Source organism: Pseudomonas sp. GW821-FHT07G06 (assembly GCF_058986625.1).
This window is the reverse complement of sequence record NZ_JBYSVW010000004.1, coordinates 149,863-168,142: the sequence shown is the minus strand read 5'-3', so window position 1 is coordinate 168,142 and position 18,280 is coordinate 149,863. Positions and strand designations below refer to the sequence as shown.

Annotated in this window: 13 protein-coding genes; 6 read left to right on the top strand and 7 right to left on the bottom strand. The window is 59.4% G+C overall.

The features are described 5' to 3' along the window. Positions 1-2: 2 nt before the first annotated feature. The 7 genes from AC3WJW_RS09785 to AC3WJW_RS09755 all read right to left on the bottom strand — a co-directional run bounded on the left by AC3WJW_RS09785 (position 3) and on the right by AC3WJW_RS09755 (position 8,923). The gene (locus tag AC3WJW_RS09785) at positions 3-1,484 is read right to left on the bottom strand and encodes an MFS transporter (RefSeq protein ID WP_493726020.1); all 1,482 of its coding nucleotides are present in this window, start codon (positions 1,482-1,484) and stop codon (positions 3-5) included. Positions 1,485-1,529: 45 nt separating this feature from the next. After that, positions 1,530-2,975, bottom strand: a complete 1,446-nt coding sequence (locus AC3WJW_RS09780; RefSeq protein WP_493725867.1) for an aldehyde dehydrogenase family protein — start codon at positions 2,973-2,975, stop codon at positions 1,530-1,532. Between the two features lie 61 nt (positions 2,976-3,036). Then, positions 3,037-3,948, bottom strand: a complete 912-nt coding sequence (gene kdgD, locus AC3WJW_RS09775) for a 5-dehydro-4-deoxyglucarate dehydratase (protein WP_493725866.1) — start codon at positions 3,946-3,948, stop codon at positions 3,037-3,039. A 405-nt stretch (positions 3,949-4,353) separates the two neighbouring features. Then, positions 4,354-5,103, bottom strand: a complete 750-nt coding sequence (locus AC3WJW_RS09770) for a FadR/GntR family transcriptional regulator (RefSeq protein WP_015093478.1) — start codon at positions 5,101-5,103, stop codon at positions 4,354-4,356. A gap of 179 nt (positions 5,104-5,282) precedes the next feature. Beyond that, positions 5,283-7,010 (bottom strand): ABC transporter ATP-binding protein/permease, encoded by a 1,728-nt coding sequence (locus AC3WJW_RS09765; protein ID WP_493725865.1) that lies wholly within the window; start codon positions 7,008-7,010, stop codon positions 5,283-5,285. Between the two features lie 97 nt (positions 7,011-7,107). Beyond that, positions 7,108-7,668: a response regulator transcription factor gene (locus AC3WJW_RS09760; RefSeq protein WP_007973041.1), complete on the bottom strand. Its 561-nt coding sequence runs from the start codon at positions 7,666-7,668 to the stop codon at positions 7,108-7,110. Continuing rightward, complete coding sequence (locus AC3WJW_RS09755; protein WP_493725864.1) at positions 7,661-8,923, bottom strand: ATP-binding protein; 1,263 nt, start codon at positions 8,921-8,923, stop codon at positions 7,661-7,663. Before AC3WJW_RS09755 ends, AC3WJW_RS09760 begins: the two co-directional genes overlap by 8 nt. 293 nt (positions 8,924-9,216) lie before the next feature. Between AC3WJW_RS09755 and AC3WJW_RS09750 the strand changes: the two genes are divergently transcribed. The 6 genes from AC3WJW_RS09750 (at position 9,217) to AC3WJW_RS09725 (ending at position 18,276) form a co-directional block, all read left to right on the top strand. After that, entirely contained in the window at positions 9,217-9,933 is a 717-nt protein-coding gene (locus AC3WJW_RS09750) for an SIMPL domain-containing protein (RefSeq protein WP_493725863.1), read from the top strand. Between the two features lie 447 nt (positions 9,934-10,380). Beyond that, entirely contained in the window at positions 10,381-12,006 is a 1,626-nt protein-coding gene (locus AC3WJW_RS09745; RefSeq protein WP_007973045.1) for an ABC transporter substrate-binding protein, read from the top strand. 303 nt (positions 12,007-12,309) lie between these two features. Next, positions 12,310-13,911, top strand: a complete 1,602-nt coding sequence (locus AC3WJW_RS09740) for an ABC transporter substrate-binding protein (RefSeq protein ID WP_493725862.1) — start codon at positions 12,310-12,312, stop codon at positions 13,909-13,911. Positions 13,912-14,084: 173 nt separating this feature from the next. Further along, positions 14,085-15,518 carry an OprD family porin gene (locus tag AC3WJW_RS09735; RefSeq protein WP_493725861.1) on the top strand — a complete coding sequence of 478 codons (1,434 nt, stop codon included), beginning with the start codon at positions 14,085-14,087 and terminating at the stop codon, positions 15,516-15,518. A 78-nt stretch (positions 15,519-15,596) separates the two neighbouring features. Beyond that, positions 15,597-17,192: an ABC transporter substrate-binding protein gene (locus tag AC3WJW_RS09730; protein WP_493725860.1), complete on the top strand. Its 1,596-nt coding sequence runs from the start codon at positions 15,597-15,599 to the stop codon at positions 17,190-17,192. Positions 17,193-17,265: 73 nt separating this feature from the next. Then, complete coding sequence (locus tag AC3WJW_RS09725; RefSeq protein WP_007973049.1) at positions 17,266-18,276, top strand: ABC transporter permease subunit; 1,011 nt, start codon at positions 17,266-17,268, stop codon at positions 18,274-18,276. The last annotated feature ends 4 nt before the right edge of the window (positions 18,277-18,280 follow it).

The window sequence follows — 18,280 nt, the reverse complement described above, 5'->3', positions numbered from 1 at the left end:
CCTCAGGAATGCGCTTGAGACAATTTGCCAGGGGCTTCAGTACCATTCGCGGGTGGCTCTTTGAGCACCACACGCTTGATCGGACCCACGATCACCAGGTAGCTGAACACCGCGACCAGCGCGTTGCAACCGACGAACACCAGCGCCCACTTGAACGAACCGGTGGAGCTGATGATGTAGCCGATGACGATCGGGGTGGTGATCGAAGCCAGGTTACCGAAGGTGTTGAACAGGCCACCGCTCAGACCGGCGATCTGCTTGGGCGAAGTATCGGACACCACGGCCCAGCCCAGTGCGCCAACGCCTTTGCCGAAGAACGCCAGGGCCATGAAGCCGACGACCATCCACTCCACGTCTACATAGTTGCAAGCCACGATGCTACTGGAAACCAGCAGGCCGGCAATGATCGGTGCCTTGCGGGCGAAGGTCAGGGAATGGCCTTTGCGCAGCAGGTAATCGGAAATCACCCCGCCGAGCACACCACCGATAAACCCGCAGATCGCTGGCAACGAAGCAATGAAACCGGCCTTGAGGATGGTCATGCCGCGCTCCTGCACCAGGTACACCGGGAACCAGGTCAGGAAGAAGTAAGTGATGCCGTTGATGCAGTACTGGCCCAGGTACACGCCGAGCATCATGCGGTTGGTCAGCAGCTGACGGATGTAGTCCCACTTCGGACCGTCGGCCTTCCTGCCTTTGTCCTTGTCCTGGTCCATGTCGACCATGCCGCCGTTGTCGGCGATGTGCTTGAACTCGGCATCGTTGATCATCGGATGCTGGCGCGGGCTGTAGATCACTTTCAGCCAGATCCCGGAGAAGATGATGCCGATCACGCCCATGACGATGAACACATGCTGCCAGCCGAAGCTGTAGACGATCCAGCCCATCAGCGGTGCGAACAACACAGTGGCAAAGTATTGCGCCGAGTTGAAGATCGCCGAAGCGGTGCCGCGTTCAGCGGTCGGAAACCAGGCCGCCACGATGCGCGCGTTGCCGGGGAAAGATGGCGCTTCGGCCAGGCCGACCAAAAAGCGCAGCATGAACAGCGCAACCACCGCGGTGGACATGCCGAATTCGCCGACATAACCCTGCAAGACAGTGAACAGCGACCAGGTGAAGATGCTCAGTGCATAGATTTTTTTCGAACCGAAACGGTCCAGCAACCAGCCACCGGGGATTTGCCCGGCCACGTAGGCCCAACCGAATGCGGAGAAGATGTAGCCGAGGGTAACGGCGTCGATGCCCAGGTCTTTTTGCAGGCTCGAGCCGGCGATGGCGATGGTCGCGCGGTCGGCGTAGTTGATCGTGGTCACCAGAAACAGCATGAGCAGGATCAAATAGCGGACGTGAGTCGGCTTGGTCGATTGCATGTTGATGTACTCCCACTGATTATTTTTATGCGCGGGTGAATCTTGTGTCCTGTAGGAGCTGCCGCAGGCTGCGATCTTTTGATCTTTAGCGCCATCAAAGGCACCGACAATCAAGATCAAAAGATCGCAGCCTGCGGCAGCTCCTACAGGGTGTTGCGTTTACGAACCGATGTAGCTGGTCTTCACGACCGTGTAGAACTCTTGCGCATAGCGACCTTGCTCACGTGATCCATAGGATGAACCTTTACGCCCACCGAACGGAACGTGGTAATCCACACCGGCGGTCGGCAGGTTGACCATCACCATCCCGGCCTGGGAATGGCGCTTGAAGTGGTTGGCGTATTTCAGCGAGGTGGTGGCAATGCCCGCCGACAGCCCGAACTCGGTGTCGTTGGCCATGGCCAGCGCAGCTTCGTAATCGGCGACGCGGACGATGTTGGCCACCGGGCCGAAGATCTCTTCGCGGCTGATGCGCATCGACGCTTCACTGTCGGCAAACAGGGTCGGCGCGAGGAAGTAGCCCTCGGTGTCGCAGGTCACCAGACCACCGCCGCTGACCAGACGTGCACCTTCGGACTGGCCGATGTCGATGTACTTCATGTCCTGTTCAAGTTGCGCTTGCGAGACCACCGGACCGATATCGGTGCCAGCCTTCAACGCATGGCCGACCTTGATCGACTTCATGCGTTCGGCCATGGCTTCGACGAACCGGTCGTGAATCCCGGCGGTGACGATGAAGCGGCTGGATGCGGTGCAACGCTGGCCGGTGGAATAGAACGCGCTCTGTACCGACAGCTCGACCGCCTGCTTGAGGTCGGCATCGTCGAGAATGATCTGCGGGTTCTTGCCGCCCATCTCCAGCTGCACCTTGGCCTGGCGCGATACACAATTGACGGCGATCTGGCGACCCACGCCCACAGAACCGGTGAAGCTGATGCCATCGACCTTCGGGCTGTTGACCAGCGCTTCGCCAACTACGCGACCGCTGCCCATCACCAGGTTGAACACGCCGGCCGGGAAACCGGCTCGGGAGATGATTTCCGCCAGGGCCCAGGCGCAACCCGGTACCAGGTCCGCCGGCTTGAGCACGACGCAGTTGCCGTAGGCCAGGGCCGGAGCGATTTTCCACGACGGGATCGCGATCGGGAAGTTCCACGGGGTGATCAGACCGACCACGCCCAAGGCTTCGCGCGTGACTTCAACGTTGACGCCCGGACGCACCGACGGCAGGTAGTCGCCGGACAGACGCAGGCATTCACCGGCGAAGAATTTGAAGATGTTGCCGGCGCGGGTCACTTCACCAATGGCTTCCGGCAGGGTCTTGCCCTCTTCCCGGGCCAGCAGGGTGCCGAGTTCTTCGCGACGGGCGAGGATTTCAGTGCCGACTTTATCCAGGGAATCGTGGCGCGCCTGGATGCCGGAAGTGGACCACGCCGGGAACGCTGCACGGGCGGCGTCGATGGCTGCGTTGACCTGGGCCAGGTCAGCCTTGGCGTAATCGCCGATGGCATCGGTCAGTTCGGACGGGTTGATGTTGGTCGAGTAATCGCCGCCGGAAACCCACTCGCCGTTGATGTAGTTATCGAAACGCTTTGCATCTGCCACTTTAAGATCTCCTCACGCAAAAAGCCGCTGATTGCTCAGCGGCCTTACTTAATCGGATGTGTTACTGCGCACCCTGCTTGTCGATCAGCGCGGCGAGCATTTCGTACTCTTCGCCGGTCAGATCGGTCAGCGGTGCACGCACAGGACCGGCGTCGTAGCCGGCAATTTTTGCCCCGGCCTTGACGATGCTCACGGCATAACCGGCCTTGCGGTTACGGATGTCCAGGTACGGCAGGAAGAAGTCGTCGATGATCTTGCCGACGGTGACGTGATCTTCGCGTGCGATCGCGTGGTAGAAATCCATCGCGGTTTTCGGGATGAAGTTGAACACCGCCGAGGAGTAGACCGGCACGCCCAGTGCCTTGTAGGCCGCGGCGTAGACTTCGGCGGTCGGCAGACCACCCAGGTAGCTGAAGCGATCACCGAGGCGACGACGGATCGACACCATCAACTCGATGTCACCCAGGCCATCCTTGTAGCCGATCAGGTTCGGACAGCGCTCGGCCAGGCGTTCCAGCAGCGGCGCGGTCAGGCGGCAGACGTTACGGTTGTAGACCACCACGCCGATGTTGACCGATTTGCACACGGCTTCAACGTGGGCGGCAACGCCGTCCTGGCTGGCTTCGGTCAGGTAGTGCGGCAGCAGCAACAGGCCCTTGGCGCCCAGACGCTCGGCTTCCTGTGCGTATTCGATGGCCTGGCGGGTCGAACCGCCCACGCCGGCCAGGATTGGCACGCTGGTGGCGCAAGTGTCGACCGCCGTCTTGATGATTTCCGAATATTCGCTGGCCGCCAGAGAGAAGAACTCACCGGTGCCGCCCGCGGCGAACAGCGCCGAGGCGCCGTATGGGGCCAGCCATTCGAGACGCTTGATGTAGCCAGCGCGGTGGAAATCGCCCTGGGCATTGAAATCGGTGACCGGGAAAGACAGCAGACCGGAAGAGAGGATGGACTTCAGTTCTTGTGGATTCATTATTCGAACACCCTGGATAGCGACGTTGTGTGAGAAAACCGTTCAGCCTGCGCTGAAGTTGTAGGTCATCGTACAACTTAAAATACAACCGTCAACTGCATTTCATCGTTGAGGGTGGAAATTGTTCCACAAGCAGGGTCACAAGCCCACGTTTATAGGCCTTTCAGCGTTGAGAGAAGAAATGGAATGTGCAGCGCATTCACAGTAGAGGAGATACGTTGTCGGAAGATCAATCAGCAACTGGCTGAAGAATGCGGCGTGCTTGCGGCCCAATCGCGAGCAGGCTCGCTCCCACAGGGGATCTCCTGCGCACACAAAAACCTGTGAACATCCGCAATCAACTGTGGGAGCGAGCCTGCTCGCGATGACGGATTACCAGACGATGAATCGCCTGAAGCGGTAAGACTAACCCCGCTGCGCCTCAGCCTCTTCATGGGCATGGCGCAACCGCTCACGACTGTTGGTCAGGTGCAAACGCATGGCGGCCCGGGCCGCATCGGAATCCTGACGGGCAATGGCGTCGTAGATTTCCTCGTGCTCACGGCTCAGGCGACCCATGTAGTGTTGCTGGTCGTCATGGGCCAGGCGCGCGGAATTCAACCGTGTACGCGGGATAATGCTGGTGCCCAGGTGGGTCATGATGTCGGTGAAATAACGGTTGCCGGTGGACAGCGCGATTTCGAGGTGGAAGGCGAAGTCCGAAGCCACGGCGTCACTGGCGTGGGCGGCGCTTTCATTCAACGCATCGAGGGCGGCGCGCATGTTGGCCAGTTGTTCCGGACTGCGACGTTGCGCCGCCAGCCCGGCAGACTCCACTTCGAGGCTGATACGCAACTCCAGGATCGCCAGCACATCGCGCAAGGTCACCACGGTCGCCGGGTCGATACGAAAGCCACTCGGGCTCGGCGTATCGAGCACGAAGGTGCCGATGCCATGGCGGGTTTCCACCTGGCCGGCCGCCTGCAGACGGGATATCGCTTCGCGCACCACCGTGCGACTGACACCATGGGCATCCATGATGGCCGACTCGGTGGGCAACTTGTCGCCACGCTTGAGATGACCGTCGCGGATCTGCTCGGACAGCACCGTCACCAGTTCCTGAGCGAGGCTGCGGCGCTTGCGTGGGAGGCGTGGTGTGTCGATCGGGTTTTCCATGGTGTACATCGGTCTCGAAAAGTTCGGCGGCTGAAAGCGCATCATAGCGCAACGCGGTTGTACGATCACCCATCCCCCTGTCCCTCCGTAGGAGCTGCCGCAGGCTGCGATCTTTTGACTTTGCCTTTCAAGATCAAAAGATCGCAGCCTGCGGCAGCTCCTACCGGGGGCGGAGGTGTTTACGCGGTCACGGCCTGGTCCACCAGATGGCCATTCTCGATACGAACATGCCGCGGATGGAAGCGCTTGAGGCTGCTGCGATGGCCGACGCTGACAATGCTCAACCCCGGCAATTCATCGATCAGCGCTTGATACAGCGTGGCCTCGTCTTCTTCGTCCATCGCCGAGGTCGCTTCGTCCATGTACAGCCATTGCGGTGCATAAAGCAGCGCACGGGCAAAGGCCAGGCGCTGCTGCTCACCCGGAGACAACATGCGCTGCCAGTGGTTGGCTTCGTCGAGACGGGCTATCAGGTGCGGCAAACGACAGGTTTCCAGCACCTGCACGTAGCGCTCGTTCGGATAGGTATCGCCGGGCTGTGGATAACTGAGGACATCACGCAGAGTGCCAATCGGCAGATACGGTTTTTGCGGCAGGAACAGGTAACGCGCCGATGGCAGGCGAATACTGCCGTGGCCGGCCGGCCACAGATGTCCCATTGCCCGCAGCAGGGTCGACTTGCCGCTGCCGGAGCGGCCGCTGAGCATCACACGCTCGCCCTCCTCCACGGTCATGTCGGCGTTGGTCAGCAGGTGACGACCGTCCGCCAGGTCGAGGCCGAGGTTGTGCACCCTCAGGACGGAGCCCGAGTTCTGCACGTCGATGGCTGGCGCACGCTCTTCGTTGTCACGCATGGCCTGGTGGAAGCTCAGCAGACGATCGCAGGTGGCGCGCCAGGACGCGAGGCTCTGGTAGGCGCTGATGAACCAGCTGAAGCTTTCCTGCACATTGCCGAACGCCGAGCTGATCTGCATCAGTTCGCCCAGTTCGATCTTGCCGGAGAGGTAACGCGGCGAGGCAACGATGAACGGGAAGATGATGGCTGCCTGGCTGTAACCGGCGGTGAAAAACGTCAGACGCTTGGACACCTTCATGATGTCCCAGAAGTTATGCCAGACCATCCCGAAGCGATTGCTCAACCGACGATTTTCGTTCGGTTCGCCGTTGTACAACGCGATGCTTTCGGCATTCTCGCGAATCCGCACCATGGAGAAACGCAGGTCGGCTTCGAAGCGTTGTTGTTGGTTGTTCAGACCGATCAGGCGACGACCGATCAAATGCGTCAACCAACTGCCCACCACGGCGTAGACCAGCACGCACCAGAACATATAGCCGGGAATGGTGATGCCGAACACTTCGATACTGCCCGACACGCCCCACAGGATGATCGAGAACGACACCAGGCTGACGATATTGCGCAGCAGCCCGATACCCAGCTCAAGGGTGTTGGAGGTGAAGTTGTTGAGGTCTTCGGAAATCCGCTGGTCCGGGTTATCGGTGTAACCGCCCTGTTCCAGCTGGTAGTAGTTTTTGTCCGCCAGCCAACGGCTGAAATGCTTTTCAGTGAGCCACGCCCGCCAGCGGATCGTCAGCATCTGCGTCAGGTAGAGCCGATACACCGCGCCGACGATCGCCACCGCCGCAATCGCACAGAAATACAGGATCAGTTGCCAGAACGCGGCCTCGTCCTTCTTTTGCAGGGCGTTGTAGAAGTCCTTGTACCAGGTGTTGAACCACACCGAGATCCCCACGCTGATCAGCGACAGCGCAATCACCGCGATCAGCAGTGTCCAGGCCTTGACCTTCTCTTCACTGCGCCAGTAAGGCGTGATCATTGCCCACACTTTGCGAAAAAACTGCCCGCGCACGGCGTCGTTGACCGCGGAATACTCAGCGTTCTGATTCATGGATAAGGCTCGATAAAGAAAAGAACACGCACGAACCGATCATAGATGATCGGTTCGGTTTGTCGCGAGATACGGCCCGCATTCGTTCAGCGCAGGTTCAGCGGCGAACGGGGCGCTTCTGCAGTTTGCGCTGCAGGGTGCGGCGGTGCATGCCCAGGGCGCGGGCAGTGGCGGAGATGTTGCCTTCATGCTCGGTCAGCACCCGCTGGATGTGCTCCCACTGCAGGCGGTCCACGGACATCGGGTTTTCCGGCACCAGGCTGTCGAGGTCGGCGTGTTCGGACAGCAGCGCCGCCAGCACGTCGTCGGCGTCCGCCGGTTTGCACAGGTAGTTGCAGGCACCGCGCTTGATCGCCTCGACGGCGGTGGCAATGCTCGAATAGCCGGTGAGGATCACCACGCGCATTTCCGGGTCCATTTCCAGCAACTTGGGCAGCAGCACCAGGCCCGAATCGCCGTCCATTTTCAGGTCCAGGGCGGCGTAATCCGGCAGATCGGCCTTGGCCAGTTCCAGGCCTTCTTCGGCGGAACCGGCAGTACTGACGCGAAAACCGCGGCGGGCCATGGCGCGGGCCATGACGCGGGTGAATGTGGCGTCGTCATCGACCAGCAACAAATGCGGCAGTTCTTCGCCTTCGACTTGGATCTCTTCACTCATGTTCGTCTCCTCGGGCGACACGGGGAAGGCGCAGCTCGGTGAGCGTGCCGCCTTCCTCATGACTGTAGAGTTTCACTGAGCCGCCGGCGCGTGTCACGCTGGCCTTGCTCAAAAACAGGCCCAGGCCGAAACCTTTGCCCTTGGTGGTAAAAAACGGTTTGCCGATTTGCTCGGCGATGGCCAGCGGCACACCGGCGCCATGGTCACGGATGCTGATGGTGAGATTTTCCCAATCCCAGTCCAGCGTCACCTGCAGCCCTTCGGGGCAGGCGTCGGCAGCATTGTTCAGCAGATTCAGCAACGCCTGGGTCAAATCCGGCGGCGGCGCCATACGGGGTACCGGGCCCTGGCCAAGGCGCTGGAAACGATAGCTGGCTTCCGGGCGCATCAGGTGCCAGCGATTGAGGGCTTCATCAAGCCAGTCGGTGACGTCCTGCATCTCCACCGCCAACCGGCGATTGGCCTCCGCGGCGCGCACCAGATGCTGCAAGGTCTCTTTACACAGCTTGACCTGATCCTGCAGCACGCCCAGGTCATCCTGCAACATCGGGTCAGGGTGGTCCTGACGCATTTCCTTGAGTAGCACACTCATGGTCGCAAGCGGCGTGCCCAGTTCATGGGCGGCACCAGCGGCCTGGGTGGCGACGGCCAACAGTTGCTGATCGCGCAGGCCTTCTTCGCGACGAATGGCGCGCAGCTCTTCCTGACGACGCAGTTCTTCGGCCATGCGCGCGGCGAAGAACGTGATGACCGCCGCCGCGAGGGCAAAACTCAACCACATCCCGTACACCTGCAGGTTTTCCCGGGCGATGGGGAAGGTTTGCAGCGGATAGAACTGCGCCAGCAGCAGTGTGTACATCGTCAGCGCGATACCCGAGAGGATCACCGAATAACGCCATGGCAACGTCACGGCGGCAATGGTCAACGGCACCAGGTAATAGGAGACGAAGGGGTTGGTCGAACCACCGGAGAAATACAGCAATGCGCTGTGGATAAACAGGTCGCAAGCCAGTTGCACGGCGTATTCGAGCTCGGTCACCGGCCACGAGGTACGCAGGCGAATCGCTGTGAACACGCACAACAGCATCGAACAGGCGAGCGTCGCAGCCAGTTGAAACCAGGGCAGAGGCAACAGTTCGAGCCAGTAGGCCAGGCCCACGGAACCGGCCTGGGCGGCCAGCACCAATGTGCGGATGAATGTCAGCCGCCAGAGGTTCTGGCGAGTGGCGGAAGTGATTTGAACGGGGGCGAGCATGAGCTCTCCTGATGAGCGCTCCAGGCGGATCGCAGGGAGTATAACCAAGCACGGGGGCTGACAGGCAAAAGTGCGGCAAAAGGACACAGAGAAGCAGCTGCAAGTTTCAAGCTGCAAGCCACAAGATAAAAGCTTGTAGCTTGTAGCTTGTAGCTTGTAGCTTGTAGCTTGCAGCTTGTGGCTTGTGGCTTGTGGCTTGTGGCTTGCAGCTTGAAACTTGCCGCTGCTCCATAGAGTCTGATGGTTTCACGCAGGTCCGGACCATACCCCTGCGCACCTTTCAAGGAGCCTTCATGCACACATTCCGCCGCAGCGCCGCCCTCCTCGCCCTGAGTCTCGGCACCGTCGCCAGCCTCCCGGCCCTGGCCGCCGACGAACTGCATTACAACCAGATTTCCCTGCGCGCCGAAGTCAGTCAGGAAGTGGCCCGCGACCTGATGATCGTGACGCTCTACACCGAAGAACAGAACAGCGACCCGGCCAAACTCGCCGCCGACGTCAGCACCACCATGAACAAGGCGCTGGCCCAGGCCAAGCAGGTCAAGGACATCACCCTGCGTCAGGGCAGTCGCAACAGCTACCCGATCTACGACACCAAGGGCCAGAAAATCACCGGCTGGCGCGAGCGCGCCGAATTGCGCCTGGAAAGTTCGGACTTCGCCGCACTGTCGAAGTTGACCGGCGAACTGCTCACCGACCTGAAAATGGGCGGCATGGACTTCGCCATTGCCACCCCGACCCGCAAGGCCAGTGAAGACGCCCTGCTCAAGGACGCCGTGACCGCCTTCAAGGCCCGCGCCCAACTGGCCACCGATGCCCTCGGCGGCAAGGGCTACAAAATCGTCAACCTGAATCTCAACAGCAATGGTTATCCACAGCCTTACCTGCGCGCGCCGATGATGATGAAAGCGGCCGCCATGGACGCCGCCCCCGTGACACCGGATGTCGAAGCCGGCACCAGCCAGGTCAGCATGACCGCCGATGGCTCGATTGAAGTGCTGATGCCTTGAATCGATAGCCCGTAAACAAAAACGGCGGTCATTAAAATGATCGCCGTTTTTTTTGGCAGTTTTCAGGCATGAGCTATAACTGGATAGGTCCACCCGAGAAATGCCGTCGATTGGCCACTATCGGTGCAACAATAACCACTCTTATTCACGCCATGCCCACCCCACAATCCGGGGTATGAATAAGTAACACCCCCGCCCCACGCGGGAGCAACCCGAGGCAGGCGCGCACTGTAAAAGTGCGTCACTTGCACCGTAAAAACGCCGCGCAAACGGTCAAATGCGTCAGAAATTATACAAATGCGACATTAAGGTACGTTCGTGCCACCGTTTAAGGCTTGTAGTCACTCTGGATCTTGCATTGGGTATGGCCCCTGCATAAGTATCCGCAGGCACGACTCACGAGGTCGTCCTCTAATTCCAAAAATGACAACAAATCATGAGGCCACCATGCTTAAACAAGCGGTCATTCCGTTTTTAGTCGGCGCCAGCCTGTTGGCTAGTGCACCGTTCGCTCAAGCTGCGACTAACCTGGTGTTCTGCTCCGAAGGGAGCCCGGCCGGTTTCGATCCAGGTCAATACACCACCGGAACCGACTTCGACGCCTCTGCAGAAACCATGTTCAACCGCCTCACCCAGTTCGAGCGCGGCGGCACCGCTGTCATTCCAGGTCTGGCGACCAGCTGGGACGTCTCCGATGACGGCCTGACCTACACCTTCCATCTGCGTGAAGGTGTGAAGTTCCACACTACCCCGTACTTCAAGCCGACTCGTGAGTTCAACGCCGACGACGTGCTGTTCACCTTTAATCGCATGATTAACAAGGATGACCCGTTCCGCAAAGCGTACCCGACCGAATTCCCGTACTTCACCGACATGGGGATGGACACCAACATCACCAAGATCGATAAAGTCGACGACAAAACTGTCAAGTTCACCCTCAAGGACGTTGATGCCGCGTTCATCCAGAACATGGCCATGAGCTTCGCCTCGATCCAGTCCGCCGAGTACGCTGCCCAGCTGCTCAAGGAAGGCAAGGCCGCCGACATCAACCAGAAGCCGGTCGGCACCGGCCCGTTCGTGTTCAAGAGCTACCAGAAAGACTCCAACATCCGCTACACCGGGAACAAGGACTACTGGAAGCCTGACGACGTGAAGATCGACAACCTGATCTTCGCCATCACCACCGACCCGTCGGTACGTATCCAGAAGCTGAAGAAGAACGAGTGCCAGGTCACCCTGTTCCCTCGTCCGGCCGACCTGAAGGCGCTGAAAGAAGACAAGGACCTGAAACTGCCTGACCAGGCTGGTTTCAACCTGGGTTACATCGCCTACAACGTGATGCCCAAGGTCAAGGGTCAAACCGATGCCAACCCGCTGGCCGAGCTGAAAGTTCGCCAGGCACTGGACATGGCGGTCAACAAGCAACAAATCATCGACTCCGTGTACCAGGGCGCCGGCCAACTGGCCGTCAACGCCATGCCACCGACCCAGTGGTCCTACGACACCACCATCAAGGATGCGCCGTACAACCCTGAGAAAGCCAAAGAGCTGCTCAAGGAAGCGGGCGTGAAAGATGGCACCGAAATCGTTCTGTGGGCGATGCCGGTACAGCGTCCATACAACCCGAACGCCAAGCTGATGGCAGAAATGCTGCAGTCCGACTGGTCCAAGATCGGCCTCAAGGTCAAGATCCAGAGCTACGAGTGGGGCGAGTACATCAAGCGTTCCAAAGGTGGCGAGAACCAGGCGATGCTGATTGGCTGGAGCGGTGACAATGGTGATCCGGACAACTGGCTGAACGTGCTGTTCGGCTGCGACTCGCTGGAAGGCAACAACTTCTCCAAGTGGTGCGACAAGAAGTTCGACGACATCGTCAAGCAGGCCAAGCGCACTTCCGACCAGGCCAAGCGCACTGAACTGTACAAGCAGGCGCAACACGTCCTCAAAGATGCAGTTCCGATGACACCTATCGCTCACTCGACGGTGTTCCAACCCATGCGCGCCAACGTGCAGGACTTCAAGATCAGCCCATTTGGCTTGAACTCCTTCTACGGCGTCAGCGTCAGCAAATAAGGTTTTGCAACGGCGACGTTTTTGACGTCGCCGTTGCTTTATCTACCGAGCAAGCAGGAATTTGCCTACATCCCAATCCGCAGCTGGCTACAGCATCGGGTGAGGACGCGTTGCCATTTCCTACGAGTCTTTAGGACTCTACGCATTTACTGCCGGACCCGCGCCCCATACCGTCGGGATCCGACCAGTGCATGCGTGGGTCATCGGTTACTGCTGCGTGCATGGCTTGAAATCAGTGATGCCTCTACGTCCGCGGACGGGACGGTGGCTCATTGACAACACATTGAGAGAAAAGGGAGCGTTATGCGCCATACCTTGGTTTTATCCGCATTGCTGGGCACCGGCCTGTTGGCCGCCACTTCCATCAGCCAGGCCGCCAACAACAGCCTGGTATTCTGCTCCGAAGGCAGCCCCGCCGGTTTCGACACGGCGCAGTACACCACCGCGACCGACAACGACGCTGCCGAGCCGCTGTACAACCGGCTGGCAGAGTTTGAAAAAGGCGCGACCAACGTCGTACCAGGCCTGGCCACGAGCTGGGATATTTCCGAGGACGGCCTCAAATATACCTTCCACCTGCGCGAAGGGGTGAAGTTTCATACCACCAAATACTTCACGCCAACCCGCGATTTCAACGCCGATGACGTGCTGTTCACGTTCAATCGCATGCTCGATCCGCAACAACCTTTTCGTAAGGCTTATCCGACAGAGTTTCCGTACTTCAACGGCATGAGCCTGAACAAGAACATCGCCAAGGTCGAAAAGACCGGGCCGCTGACCGTGGTCTTTACGCTCAACAGCGTGGACGCCGCGTTCATCCAGAACATCGCCATGAGCTTCGCCGCCATCCTGTCGGCCGAATACGCCGACAAGCTGTTGGCCGAAGGCAAGCCGAGCGACATCAACCAGAAGCCGGTCGGCACCGGGCCGTTCGTGTTCAAGAGCTATCAGAAAGACTCGAACATCCGTTACACCGGCAACAAGCATTACTGGGACCCGAGCCGCGTCAAGCTCGACAACCTGATTTTCGCCATCAACACCGACGCTTCGGTGCGCGTGCAGAAACTCAAGGCCGGCGAGTGCCAGATCACCCTGCACCCGCGCCCTGCCGATGTGCCCGCACTGAAGAACGACCCGGCCCTGCAACTGATCGAGAAGCCTGGCTTCAACCTCGGCTACATCGCCTACAACGTGCGTCACAAGCCGTTCGACCAGCTCGAAGTGCGCCAGGCACTGGACATGGCGGTGAACAAGCAGGGCATTCTCAACGCCGTTTACCAGGGTGCGGGGCAACTGGCGGTCAACGCCATGCCGCCGACCCAATGGTCCTACGACGACACGATCAAGGACGCCGCCTACAACCCGGAAAAAGCCAGGGAGTTGCTCAAGGCTGCCGGTGTGAAGGAAGGCACTGAAATCACTCTCTGGGCCATGCCGGTCCAGCGTCCGTACAACCCCAACGCCAAGTTGATGGCCGAGATGCTCCAGGCTGACTGGGCGAAAATCGGCCTCAAGGTCAAGATCGTCAGCTATGAATGGGGCGAGTACATCAAGCGCACCAAGAATGGCGAGCACGACATCAGCCTGATCGGCTGGACCGGTGACAATGGGGATCCGGACAACTGGCTGGGCACGCTCTACAGCTGCGACGCCATTGGCGGCAACAACTATTCGATGTGGTGCGATCCGGCCTACGACAAGCTGATCAAGCAGGCCAAGGTCGTCACCGACCGTGACCAGCGCACCCTGCTCTACAAACAGGCGCAGCAGTACCTCAAGCAGCAGGTGCCGATCACGCCAGTCGCCCACTCAACGGTCAACCAGCCGCTGAGCGCCAAAATCGAAGGGTTCAAGGTGAGCCCGTTCGGTCGCAATGTGTTCTCGGGTGTCAGCATAGAAAAATAACCGATTAGCCAGAAATGCCGGGGGGCGGATTTTCCGCCCTCGCGCAGACGCTTTGCCGTCTTTTGCCAATTCGGCCGACAGCAAACGTTTGCGATGCCATGAATGAGTTCTAAACCAATAGCCGGATCACAAAAAAAGACCGGTATAAAAAAAGAAAGTAAGGAGCTTTACCCATGAAACTGAGCAGCACCGCGTTATTGGCCCTGGCCATAAGCAGCGTAACCGCCACGGCTTACGCAGAAACCCAAAGCCAGGCTTTCACCCCGGTTACCGTGAACGAGAAGAACGCCCAAAGCGAAGCCACCGGTTTTGTCGAAGGCCAGTCGATCACCGGCACCACGCGTAACTGGTACGCCAATGAACAACTGAAACGTGGTGCAAAATTCAAATACAACGATCACGGCACGCTGACCGATACCGATCGTCGTATCAACTGGGTCCAGGGCACCATCGTCAAATACAACTCGGGTTTCACCGAAGGGACTGTCGGTTTCAGCACCGAAGTGGCGGCTTACAACGCCATCGCACTGGACCAGGATCGTAAAGACCTGGCATCCGGCAACGGTGGCGCACCGGGCACTCGTCCAAGCGCAGGCAACAACCGTACCCTGACCAAAGAAGGCGGCGACGCTCAAGGCCAGTGGAGCAAACTGGGCCTGGCCAACGTCAAGGCCCGTGTCTCCAACACCACCCTGACCGCCGGCCGCATGAACTTCAGCAGCCCGATGGTCGACGTGATCGGTAACCGCGCACTGCCTTCGAGTTTCGAAGGTGTGGCCATCCACAGTGAAGAGCTGAACAACCTGGCCTTCGACCTGGCCACCTTCGACCGCAACTCACCGCGTACCGAAGAAAGCCAGCGTAAATTCCGCACCGAATACGCCAACGGCATCGTCGAGACCGATCACGTCTACACCGGCGGCCTGACCTACACCCCATTTGCCAGCCTGACCACCAGCCTCTGGGCGACCCAGGCTGAAGACATCTGGAACCAGTACTACTTCGGCGCTTCCCATGTACTGGGCGACAGCCAGGTACTGAGCCTGACCACCGGCCTGAACTACTACAAAACCCAGGACACCGGTAAGGCCCTGATCGGCACTATCGACAACGACACCTATTCCCTGTCGTTCGGCCTGACCCACCAGGCACACACCCTGACCCTCTCGTACCAGGAAGTGAACGGCAACGAGTACTTCGACTACCTGCACGAAACCAACGGCATCTACCTGGCCAACTCCCTGCTGTCGGACTTCAACGGCCCGAACGAAAAATCGTTCCAGGTTGCCTACGGTCTGAACATGGCCGAATACGGCGTACCAGGCCTGAAGTTCAACATCTACCAGGCGCGCGGCTGGGGTATCGACGGCACTCACTACACCGGCAACGGCGGCGTGCCCGGCAAGGGTTACGACGGCATCCAGTCCCAGGATGGCGAACACCACTATGAATACGGCATCGGCGCGACCTACGCCGTACAGAGCGGCCCACTCAAGGCCACCACGATCCGCGGTACCTACACCGCTCACCGTGCCAGCGAAAACCAGGCTGACGGCAGCATCAACGAGTTCCGTCTCGTGACCACGATTCCATTCAACATCCTGTAATGCGCGGGCCTGACGGCTGATTCAATGACGAATCGGCCGTTGGGTTTTTGTCCTTTAACTGATTGCAGAGGGTTCTTGATGAAAATGCTTCCCCTACGTGCGGCCATTGCGGCTGCTTTGCTCAGTGTCGCTGTCGGCGTCTCGGCCAAACCCTTGGTGGTTTGCACCGAAAACAGCCCCGAAGGCTTCGACATGGTCCAGTACACCACTGCAGTCACAGCCGATGCGGTGGCCGAAACCATCTTCAATCGCCTGGCGGACTTCAAGCCCGGCACCACTGATGTGATTCCGGCACTGGCCGAATCCTGGGACATCAGCGAGGACGGTCTGACGTACACGTTCCACCTGCGTAAAGGCGTCAAGTTCCACACCACTGAATACTTCAAGCCGACCCGCGACATGAATGCCGACGACGTGGTCTGGAGCTTCCAGCGCCAGCTGGACCCGAACCACCCATGGCACAAGCTGTCGAGCGTGGGCTTCCCGTACTTTGAAAGCATGGGCTTCAAGGAACTGCTGAAAAACGTCGAGAAAGTCGACGACAACACGGTCAAGTTCACCCTGACCCGCCGCGAAGCGCCGTTCCTGGCCGATATCGCCATGGCGTTTTCTTCGATCTACTCCGCCGAATACGCCGACCAGTTGCTCAAGGCCGGCAAGACCGGCGATCTGAACAACAAGCCCGTCGGCACCGGCCCGTTCGTCTTCCAGCGCTACAACAAGGATGCCCAGGTTCGTTTCAAGGCCAACCCGGACTACTTCCGTGGCAAGGCACCGGCTGACTCATTGATCTTCGCCATCGCCACCGACAACAACGTGCGCCTGCAGAAGCTCAAGGCCAACGAATGCCAGGTCGCGCTGTACCCGAAACCGGACGACATCCAGAGCATCAGGAAAGACACCAACCTCAAAGTCGACGAACTGAACGCGATGACCGTTGCGTACATCGCCATCAACACCACTCACAAATACCTGAGCGACGTGCGTGTGCGTAAAGCCATCGACATCGCCTTCGACAAGGAAGCAGCCGTCAACGCGCTGTTCGGCAAAGGCAATGCGACCGCGGCGGTCAACCCGTTCCCGGACACTCTGCTGGGCTACAACCACGACCTGAAGAACCCGCCCCGTGACCTGGACAAGGCCCGCGCCCTGCTCAAGGAAGCCGGCGTACCGGAAGGCACGGTATTCACCCTGTTCACCCGTAACGGCGGTGGTGCCACCAACCCGAACCCGATGCTCGGCGCGCAGATGATGCAAGCCGACCTGGCCAAGGTCGGGATCAAGATCGACATCCGCGTGATGGAATGGGGCGAAATGCTCAAACGCGCCAAAAACGGCGAGCACGACATGGTTTCCGCCGGATGGGCGGGCGATAACGGCGACCCGGATAACTTCCTTACGCCTATGCTCAGTTGTGAAGCGGCCAAGAACGGAGAAAACTACGCCCGCTGGTGCAATGACAAGTTCCAGGCGCTGATCGACCAGGCTCGGGAAAAAACCGATCCGGCCGAACGTGCAGCGCTCTACGAGCAGGCCCAGGTTATTTTTAACCAGGACCAGCCATGGATCAGCATGGCGCACACTAGAATGTTTACCGCAATGCGCAACAACGTAGAGGGCTATCACATTAGCCCCCTCACCACGAACAACTTCGCCACCACCCAGGTGAAGTAGATAAGAAAACTCCCGGCATTCCTGACGCAGGGATGCCGGGCACGCCTAACCGGCTGATGAGGTACACCTTACGATGTTTAGTTTTATTGCCCGCCGACTGGGGTTACTGATCCCCACGTTTTTCGGCATCACCTTGCTGACATTCGCGTTGATTCGCATGATCCCTGGCGACCCCGTGGAAGTCATGATGGGCGAACGCAGAGTCGACCCGGAAATGCACGCTCAGGCAATGGAACGCCTAGGTCTGAACAAACCCCTGTATGCCCAGTACCTGGATTACATCGGCAAACTGGCCCACGGCGACCTCGGGGAATCCCTGCGTACCCGTGAAAGCGTCTGGAACGAATTCACTTCCCTGTTCCCCGCGACCCTGGAACTGTCCATGGCCGCCCTGTTGTTCGCCGGCATCCTGGGCCTTCTGGCCGGGGTGATCGCGGCACTCAAGCGAGGGTCCCTGTTCGACCATGGGGTGATGGGTGTCTCCCTGGCGGGATACTCGATGCCGATCTTCTGGTGGGGGCTGATCCTGATCATGTTCTTCTCGGTGAGCCTGGGCTGGACCCCGGTATCCGGACGGATCGACCTGCTCTACGACATCGAGCCACGCACCGGCTTCATGCTGATCGATACGCTGCTGGCCAACGAGCCGGACGCCTTCTTCGACGCCCTGCACCACCTGATCCTGCCGGCCATCGTGCTGGGCACCATCCCGCTGGCGGTGATCGCGCGGATGACCCGCTCCTCGATGCTCGAAGTACTGCGTGAAGACTACATCCGCACCGCCAAGGCCAAGGGCCTGTCGCCGTCGCGCGTGGTGTTCGTGCACGGTCTGCGTAACGCGCTGATTCCGGTACTGACCGTGGTCGGCCTGCAAGTCGGCACCCTGCTGGCCGGTGCGGTCCTGACCGAAACCATCTTCTCGTGGCCCGGCATCGGCAAATGGCTGATCGAAGCCATTGGCGCCCGGGACTATCCCGTCGTGCAAAACGGCATCCTGTTAATCGCCTGCCTGGTGATTCTGGTCAACTTCGTAGTGGACATCCTCTACGGCTTTGCCAACCCACGCATCCGTCATCAGCGCTGAGATC

Coding starts and splice junctions, on each gene's coding strand:
- kdgD (WP_493725866.1), bottom strand. CDS start 3,948: ATGAATCCACAAGAACTGAAGTCCATCCTCTCTTCCGGTCTGCTGTCT.
- AC3WJW_RS09770 (WP_015093478.1), bottom strand. CDS start 5,103: ATGGAAAACCCGATCGACACACCACGCCTCCCACGCAAGCGCCGCAGC.
- AC3WJW_RS09765 (WP_493725865.1), bottom strand. CDS start 7,010: ATGAATCAGAACGCTGAGTATTCCGCGGTCAACGACGCCGTGCGCGGG.
- AC3WJW_RS09760 (WP_007973041.1), bottom strand. CDS start 7,668: ATGAGTGAAGAGATCCAAGTCGAAGGCGAAGAACTGCCGCATTTGTTG.
- AC3WJW_RS09755 (WP_493725864.1), bottom strand. CDS start 8,923: ATGCTCGCCCCCGTTCAAATCACTTCCGCCACTCGCCAGAACCTCTGG.
- AC3WJW_RS09750 (WP_493725863.1), top strand. CDS start 9,217: ATGCACACATTCCGCCGCAGCGCCGCCCTCCTCGCCCTGAGTCTCGGC.
- AC3WJW_RS09745 (WP_007973045.1), top strand. CDS start 10,381: ATGCTTAAACAAGCGGTCATTCCGTTTTTAGTCGGCGCCAGCCTGTTG.
- AC3WJW_RS09740 (WP_493725862.1), top strand. CDS start 12,310: ATGCGCCATACCTTGGTTTTATCCGCATTGCTGGGCACCGGCCTGTTG.
- AC3WJW_RS09735 (WP_493725861.1), top strand. CDS start 14,085: ATGAAACTGAGCAGCACCGCGTTATTGGCCCTGGCCATAAGCAGCGTA.
- AC3WJW_RS09730 (WP_493725860.1), top strand. CDS start 15,597: ATGAAAATGCTTCCCCTACGTGCGGCCATTGCGGCTGCTTTGCTCAGT.
- AC3WJW_RS09725 (WP_007973049.1), top strand. CDS start 17,266: ATGTTTAGTTTTATTGCCCGCCGACTGGGGTTACTGATCCCCACGTTT.